Annotated in this window: 7 protein-coding genes and 1 pseudogene; 6 read left to right on the forward strand and 2 right to left on the reverse strand. The window is 68.9% G+C overall.

Translation table 11 applies throughout. The features are described 5' to 3' along the window. From VGZ32_RS23905 to VGZ32_RS23920, 4 genes and pseudogenes are all read left to right on the forward strand, one after another. Positions 1–200, forward strand: a pseudogene (locus VGZ32_RS23905) (hypothetical protein); the annotation flags it as partial. Positions 201–486: 286 nt separating this feature from the next. Then, complete coding sequence (locus tag VGZ32_RS23910) at positions 487–918, forward strand: hypothetical protein (RefSeq protein ID WP_326888419.1); 432 nt, start codon at positions 487–489, stop codon at positions 916–918. 34 nt (positions 919–952) lie between these two features. After that, entirely contained in the window at positions 953–1471 is a 519-nt protein-coding gene (locus VGZ32_RS23915) for an acyl-CoA thioesterase (protein ID WP_326888420.1), read from the forward strand. A gap of 77 nt (positions 1472–1548) precedes the next feature. Beyond that, positions 1549–2634, forward strand: a complete 1086-nt coding sequence (locus tag VGZ32_RS23920) for a glycosyltransferase family 2 protein (protein WP_326888421.1) — start codon at positions 1549–1551, stop codon at positions 2632–2634. Positions 2635–2659: 25 nt separating this feature from the next. Here the strand turns inward: VGZ32_RS23920 and VGZ32_RS23925 are convergent, their stop codons facing one another. After that, positions 2660–3922, reverse strand: a complete 1263-nt coding sequence (locus tag VGZ32_RS23925; RefSeq protein WP_326888422.1) for an LCP family protein — start codon at positions 3920–3922, stop codon at positions 2660–2662. Between the two features lie 165 nt (positions 3923–4087). Further along, a complete protein-coding gene (locus VGZ32_RS23930; protein WP_326888423.1) occupies positions 4088–4858 on the reverse strand; it encodes a TIGR03089 family protein in 771 nt (256 codons plus the stop codon). 86 nt (positions 4859–4944) lie between these two features. Here VGZ32_RS23930 and VGZ32_RS23935 point away from each other — a divergent pair, with 86 nt between their 5' ends. Next, positions 4945–6555 carry a DUF2079 domain-containing protein gene (locus VGZ32_RS23935; protein ID WP_326888424.1) on the forward strand — a complete coding sequence of 537 codons (1611 nt, stop codon included), beginning with the start codon at positions 4945–4947 and terminating at the stop codon, positions 6553–6555. An 83-nt stretch (positions 6556–6638) separates the two neighbouring features. After that, on the forward strand, positions 6639–7291 hold a 653-nt coding region (locus VGZ32_RS23940; RefSeq protein WP_326888425.1), incomplete at its 3' end, for a nucleotidyltransferase family protein.

Genomic DNA, 7291 nt, shown 5'->3' on the forward strand with positions numbered 1-7291 from the left:
GGACCATGCAGTGGATCTGCGCCCTCGGGACACAGTGCTCGCCGGTCGCGGTCACCCTCGCCGGCCAGGCTTTCGTGCGCACCGCCACGCTCAACCTGCTGACCGCGTTCGCCCAAGGCCCGGCAGGCAAAGCCCATCCCGCCACGGACAACACCGCCGCGGACCACGTCCCGACGGATGAAGGTCTCGGCCTGGATTGACCGCGCGGCCTCGCTCGAAGGAATCGGATTCCCTCGCCTCCGCCGCTCAGCGGCCGCACGCACCCTCAGCGGCGCGTCGCATGGTGATGCGCCCCACGAACGTCTAATCTCACTCATTGTGCCGAATATCGCACGCTTAGTAATTCCTTTTGCGACGGTCGCGACCTCCGTTGCGGTCACCGCTCTCGCAATCGCACTCGTGCCACGCTCAGCGGACCTGGCGTCCGGATCACTCGGCGGCCCCTCTCCGCAAGACCGTGAGGCACAGCAGTCGGTCATGCAAACGGTGACCGCTGACCGCATCGACGCGGTGATCGGCCAGAAATACCGCCTGCGCTTCAGTCCTGACACCGGCGGCGGCCACGTCGACGAATCCAGCGCTCGGCTCGACGGCGGCGGACGGCTCGACGTCGTCCTGTTCGGCGGCCTGCCCAGATCCGTGCACGCCATGGCCTGTGAAGTCACGCAGATGGACCAGCGCGGCGCCGCGGACCTGCTCGGTGACTGCGCCCGCGTCGTCGCCGGAGACGGCGGCGCACCGGTGGTCGCGTCCTGGATCCAGACCTCGCTGCGAACTCCGCCGAATGCCGACAGCACCTCCGCGATCGTGGGCGCCACTCGCTACGCCCTGCGCACAGTCCCGGCAACCGGTGCGTGGGTGCTCTGCATGAACCCGGCTACTTCTGAAGCCCCGGCAGCGGCGCACCAATCCCGGTGACACGCATGGCTTCCAGAGCGCCTATCGTGTGATCATGCCTGGGAATCTAGACAGCCCCGAGCCGAAGCCGAGCTCGGCGACCCGCATCTCGCTGAGCCGGGTGATGACCCAGCTCGACGTCAACCTGCTGGGCAACGTCCACGGCGGCGTGATGATGAAGCTCGTCGACGACGTCGCCGGCCTGGTCGCGACCCGCCACTCGAACGGCCCGGCGGTCACCGCGTCCATGGACGAGATGGCCTTCCTCAACCCGGTCCATGTCGGCGACCTGCTGCACACCCACGCACAGGTGAACTGGACCGGCAGCACCTCGATGGAGATCGGCGTCCGGGTCGAGGCCGAGCGGTGGGACCGCGCCGGTGCCGAGCCGATGCACGTGGCCAGCGCCTATCTCGTCTTCGTCGCCATCGACGCCGAGGGCAAGCCCCGCCCCGTGCCGCCGCTGATCCTGCAGAGCTTCGAGGACGAGCGCCGCAACAACGAGGCGCGCATCCGCCGCACCCACCGGCTCGCCCGCCGCGCCGCGATCCTCGCCTCCCGCGAGGCGCCCTGACCGTTTCCTCAGCGCCTGCCGCGGGTTCGGCGAACGCCGTGACCGCACCCCCCGTCAGCCGATAAAGTCCCACCGAAATGGACGCGAACCCCATCACAACCCCTCCCGCCCCCACCGCCGACCGCGCTTCGATCCCCGCCGCCTCGAGCGTCGGCGAACCGGCGGCCTGGCCCTCCGTCTCGGTCGTCATGCCGGTGCTTAACGAGGAACGGCACTTGGCCGACGCGGCGCGGCACATCCTGGCGCAGGACTACCCCGGACCGCTCGAGCTCGTCATCGCCCTAGGCCCCTCCACGGACAGCACAGACGCGATCGCCGCCGCACTCGCCGACGCCGATCCCCGGGTGCGCACCGTCACCAATCCCTCCGGCCGCACTCCGAGCGCCCTCAACGCCGCGATTGCCGCCTCCAGCAACGAAATCGTCGTCCGCGTCGATGGACACGGGCTGCTCGCCCCCGGCTACATCCACACCGCCGTACGGCTGCTCGCCACGACCGGCGCGGACAACGTGGGCGGCGTCATGCACGCCGAGGGGCAGACCCCCTTCGAGTGCGCCGTCGCCGTCGCGATGACCTCGAAGCTCGGTGTCGGCAGCGCGAAGTTCCACACCGGGGGACAGCCTGGTCCGGCTGAAACCGTCTACCTCGGCGTGTTCCGCCGCGCCGTCCTGGAAAAGCTCGGCGGCTATGACGAGGCGTTCGTCCGCGCGCAGGACTGGGAGCTGAACCATCGCCTGCGCCAGAGCGGTGGGCTGGTCTACTTCTCACCTGAGCTGCGCGTCACCTATCGCCCGCGCCCAAGCGTTAAGGCACTGGCGAAGCAGTACTACAACTACGGCCGCTGGCGCCGGGTCGTGATGCGTACCCATGCCGGAACCGCAAGTGCCCGCTACCTCGCCGCACCGGTGGCGTTGCTCGCGGTCGCCTTAGGTATCGCGCTCGGTCTCGCCGGGGCCGTCGCGGGCGTGACGTGGCTCGAGCTGGGATGGCTCGCACCGGTCGGCTACGCGGCCGGCATCGTGGCGGGCGCCGCGCTGGAGAGCCGCGACCAGCCCTGGGGCGTGCGGCTGCGGCTGCCCGTCATCATGGCCACGATGCACTTCTCCTGGGGCTGGGGTTTCCTGACCTCGCCGCGCGCGCTTTTCGAATCCACCCGACACTAAGACGAGCAGCTCGGCCCGCCGCCGCTTACTGCTGCGGCGGGCCGTAGTTCAGGTCGGAGCAGGGGTCTGAGTCGGCGGGCCGGATGTTGTCCGTTATCCCGCTCGGAATCACGCTCGGCAGGGGCGAATCGGCCGAGCCGCTGCTGGTGCCGGCGTCAGCCGACGGCAAGCCCTGCAATTTCGCAGCCTGCTGAGATTGCGCCGCGATCGAGGGCGCGGTGTCCGCGGAACCGGTTCCCGTCGCGGTCGGGGTCGGTGAATCGGTGCCGGTCGTCGGGCTCACGCTCGGCGTGGACGCTCCCGAAGCGTCGGCTCCCTCCAGCGTTTTGTCCGCCCGGAGCAGCGACCACAGGATGCCGGTGTCCGGCTCGATCAGGTCCACGCGCGCCCCGTCGTACTGCCAGGGCGCCGTCACGAACTCCACGTTCTGCAGCGGGATCGACTCGAACTGCATCGCCAGGTTCTCCAGGGAGCCCACCGAGTCCAGCGACGGGTCCACGGTCAGCGAACTGGTCGCCGCGTCGGCCAGCCGGTAGAGCGCCACCGGATCGGTGTAGAGGCCGGCATCGACGACCTTCTTCACCAGTGCGGAGAGGAAGGCCTGCTGCCGCTTCATCCGGCCGATGTCGCTGTTGTCGCCGAAGCCCTCGCGCGCCCGCACGTATTCGAGTGCGGACTTGCCTGACAGTGTCTGGAGACCCGGTGTCAGGGTGACGCCGTACGCCTGCTCCAGTTGCGTGTTGTCGACCGGCGGCACGCACACCTGCACCCCGCCGACCGCCGAGCTCATCGTCGCGAAACCGGCGAAGTTCAGCACGATCGTGTGGTCGATCCGGATCCCGGTCATCGCCTCGACCGTGTTCTGCGTGCAGCTGGGGTTCCCGTCCGGCATGCCCCCCTCGGAAAAGGCGCTGTTGAACATCACATCCGTCTGTGGCTGATACGGCGTGCCGTTCGCCTCGCAGGCCGGGATGTTCACCAGCGAGTCGCGCGGGATCGAGACGCCGATCGCGTGCTTACGATCACCGGATATGTGCAGCAGGATCGTGGTGTCCGAGCGCGCCCCGCCCACGTCGGCGCCGCCCCCGAGCGCTTCGTTTCCGTTCGCGCGCGAGTCCGAGCCGATGAGCAGGAGGTTGATCGGTGGCTGGGCGGTCGGCGCGGCCGGCGTCGCCACCGGCGGCCGGCTCGTCGAGATCCCTTCGGGAGTGAAGGTGTGGATGTTGTGGTTGAGATGGATATAGACGTACGCGAACAGCCCCACCGCGACCGTCGTCAGAGCCGCCACCGTCGCCACCGCCACGCGTACCGCCCGCGCGCGGCGACTCCCCAGCGTCGCCATCCCACACCGCTTTCTCGACCAGCCCCACCCCGTACCACCGACAAGAGACAGCCCGGCTGATCAATCGGTTGCGCAGATAAGCTAAGAATCACGTTCATTTAACCTCGCTCGTCAGCCCAGCGCGAGCCGGGCCGTCGCGCGCTCCGTCGCCGCGATCCGGTCCAGCCGTTCGGCCTCGCCGCCGCGCACCAGGACCACCGAGGCCCCGGCGATGAGCGGCGCATAGAGCCATTCGAGTAAGTCGGCGCCGTCGAAGCGGACTGCACGCGCATCCACCAGAAGCCGGTCCCCGTCGCTTAGACCGCCCCGTTGTGCGGCGTCGGCCGCCGCCTCTATCAGCTCGCGATGAGTGAGGGTTTGCTCGCTAAGCACCAGTGCGGCCGTCTCGGGCCCGGGCGCCTCGAACGGCACGAAATGATCGCCGTGCACGCGCACCTCGGCCGAGTAGTCGCGAAAGCCCTCCGGAACGACGGCGAACGGCCGTCCGAGCGGCAGCAGCGACAGCGCGAGCCGTTCGCCAGGGCACGCCCGCGCCGCGGCCAGAGTCTCTTCATCGGCGTAGGCGACGGCCGTGTGCGCGGCGGCCGGGTTGCCCCAGGGAGCGACCGTGACGCCGGTGAGCAGCGGCGCCACCGCCCAGACCGCGGTGATCCAGTGCGGCGGCGCGCTCACCGCGATCAGGTCCCCGTGTTGCGCCATCAGGTCGTCCTGGATGAGATTCGCCGTCTTGGCCAGCCAGTTGCCGAAGGTCGTGTAGGAGAGTTCGACCCGCTCCCCGGTCGTCTCGTCCAAGAACGTCAGGAACGGTCGCGGTCCGCCCGCAGCCGCCCGCTCCCGCCACACCGCCGCGAAGTCCGCCCGCACCCGATCTTCATTAGGCATGCGGGTAAGCCTATGCGTGCCCGGCACCGTGATCGCGCGGCATGGGCGCGCGCATGCTGTCCTCCCCTTCGCCCTAGGCTGGAGCCGTGAGTCGCTCCGCCGCCGAGACCGCAGCACCACCCGCCGCGCCCCGCGCAGCGGTGTCAGCGGTCCGGCGCGCGAGCCGCTCCGGCCACTTCTGGGGCGTCGCCGGGCTCGCCGCCGCGGTCGCCGCGCTCCAGGGCGCGTTCGGCGTGCAGCAGTACCACCGGTTCCGGCTCGGCGGCTACGACCTGGTCATCTTCGACCAGGCGATCCGCAACTACGCGCACGGCGACTGGCCGGTGTCGGTATTCAAGGACGTGCACGACGCCGCCCAGGCGGACCCGACCTACACCGCCCCGTTCACGATCCTAGGCGACCACTTCTCGCCGATCTTCGTCCTGCTCGCGCCGCTGTACTGGATCTGGAACAACCCCCAGGTCCTCCTGCTCGCCCAGGCGGTCCTCTTCGGGCTCGCGGTGCCGCCGGTCTGGGTGTTCGCCCGCCGCGCGCTGCGCCGGATCGCCTCGCCGCGGTTCGCCGCGGTCGCCGCCTACCTGATCACCGCGACGTTCGGCCTGTCCTGGCCGCTTCAGGAAGCCACGCAGGCGGGCTTTCACGAGGTCGCGTTCTTCGTTCCGGTCAGCGCCCTCATGATCGAGCGGCTGCAGGCGGGACGGCTCAGACAAGCGGTCGCCTGCGCCGTCGTCCTCCTCTTCGTGAAGGAGGACATGGGATACGTCGTCGCAGCCTTTGGGCTGATCCTGCTGCTTACCCGCAAGACGAATGGCGTCCGCCTCGACCACGACGCGCTGCGCCGTTACCGCATCACGGGCGCGGTCCTGATCGTTGGTGGCGTCGCCTTCGCTATGGCCGTGCTGCACCTTTGGATTCCGGCGTTCGGTGGCCGCTCCGGCTTCTACTGGTACTACGGCCAGCTAGGCCCGAACATGCCGGACGCACTCAAGACGCTGGTGACCAACCCGTCGTACGCCTACCAGGTCGCTACGCAGCCTCACGTCAAGGTACATACACTGTTCTTCCTGTTCTGGCCATACCTGTACCTGAGCCTCGCCTCGCCGATCTGTCTGCTGGCTGTCCCGCTGCTGGCCGAGCGACTATTCTCCGACAAGCCCGAGCACTGGGGCCTGGATCAGCACTACAACGCCTTCCTCGCGGCGATCCTGATCATGGCCGCGGTCGACGGGCTCGTGCGGCTCTCCGGCGCGGCCCGGCTGCTGCGGGTGCGCTGGCGCGGGCATCTCTTGCGACCAACACCGTGGCTAGGGCGATGGACGGTGCTCGCCTGGTCGACCGCGATCCTGGTGTTCGCCGTCGTGATCATCCACACCTTCCCGATCCGCAGCGTCCTCGACGGCAACCAGTGGACCGACGACGAGTTCACCAGCGCCGAGGCGGCCGCGGTGGCGATGATCCCCAGCGGTACGTGCGTCGAGGCCGACAACAACATCGCCACGCACCTGACCAGTCGGACTCAGGTCCTGCTCCTCGATCAGGTACCGCGCGGATGCCCTTGGGTGGTCCTGCAGACCTTCGGGGGCGTCTACCCGATAAGCGACCCGGTCGTTGTGTCCGAACGTGCATTGTGGCTGCAGGCGAATGGGTACGTTCTGGTGTATAGCCAGTCGCAGGTCTTCGTCTTTCACCAGAATTAGCCCGTTCACACTGGGTGAAAAATCTGACCGATAGGGTTAGCTCGACCGGCTTTCGCGACAAGCAGGATGGGAGATCAGGGACCGTGGCTGAAGCGATCCTCCTCGTTGGCGGTAAAGGCACTCGACTGCGGCCACTGACCGTATATACGCCCAAGCCGATGCTTGAGGTCGCGGGAGTGCCCTTCCTCAGTCACCAGATCGCCCGCGCGAAGGCGGCCGGGGTGGACCGGATCGTGTTCGCCACCGCCTACAAGCCAGAGGTCTTCGAGGAGTACTTCGGCGACGGCGAGCGCTTCGGCGTGCAGCTCGAGTACGTCACCGAGACGGTCGCGCTGGGCACCGGTGGGGCGATCCGCAACGTGGCCGACCGCCTGGTCAGCGGCCCGGGCGAGCCGGTGCTCGTGTTCAACGGCGACATCCTGTCCGGGGTGGACCTGGTCGCGCTGCTCGCCGCCCACCGCGACCGCGACGCCGACGTGACGCTGCATCTGACCCGGGTCCCGCGCGAGCGGCTGAGCGCCTTCGGCCAGGTGCCTACGGACGCCGACGGCTGGGTGACCGAGTTCCGGGAGAAGCCGCAGCGGCCCGAGGAGTTCGACATCACCGACCAGATCAACGCCGGCTGCTACGTCTTCCGCCGCAGCGTGATCGACACCATCCCGACCGGCCGCCCGGTCTCGGTCGAGCGCGAGACCTTCCCCGGCCTCGTCGCCGCCGGAGCAAAGGTTCTCGGCGT

Source organism: Actinocrinis sp. (assembly GCF_035938995.1).
Lineage (GTDB): Bacteria > Actinomycetota > Actinomycetes > Streptomycetales > Catenulisporaceae > DASZGI01.

What these genes read in the sequence shown, in the direction of transcription:
- VGZ32_RS23915 (WP_326888420.1), top strand. Translation starts at nt 953, where the DNA reads ATGCCTGGGAATCTAGACAGCCCCGAGCCGAAGCCGAGCTCGGCGACC.
- VGZ32_RS23920 (WP_326888421.1), top strand. Translation starts at nt 1,549, where the DNA reads ATGGACGCGAACCCCATCACAACCCCTCCCGCCCCCACCGCCGACCGC.
- VGZ32_RS23930 (WP_326888423.1), bottom strand. Translation starts at nt 4,858, where the DNA reads ATGCCTAATGAAGATCGGGTGCGGGCGGACTTCGCGGCGGTGTGGCGG.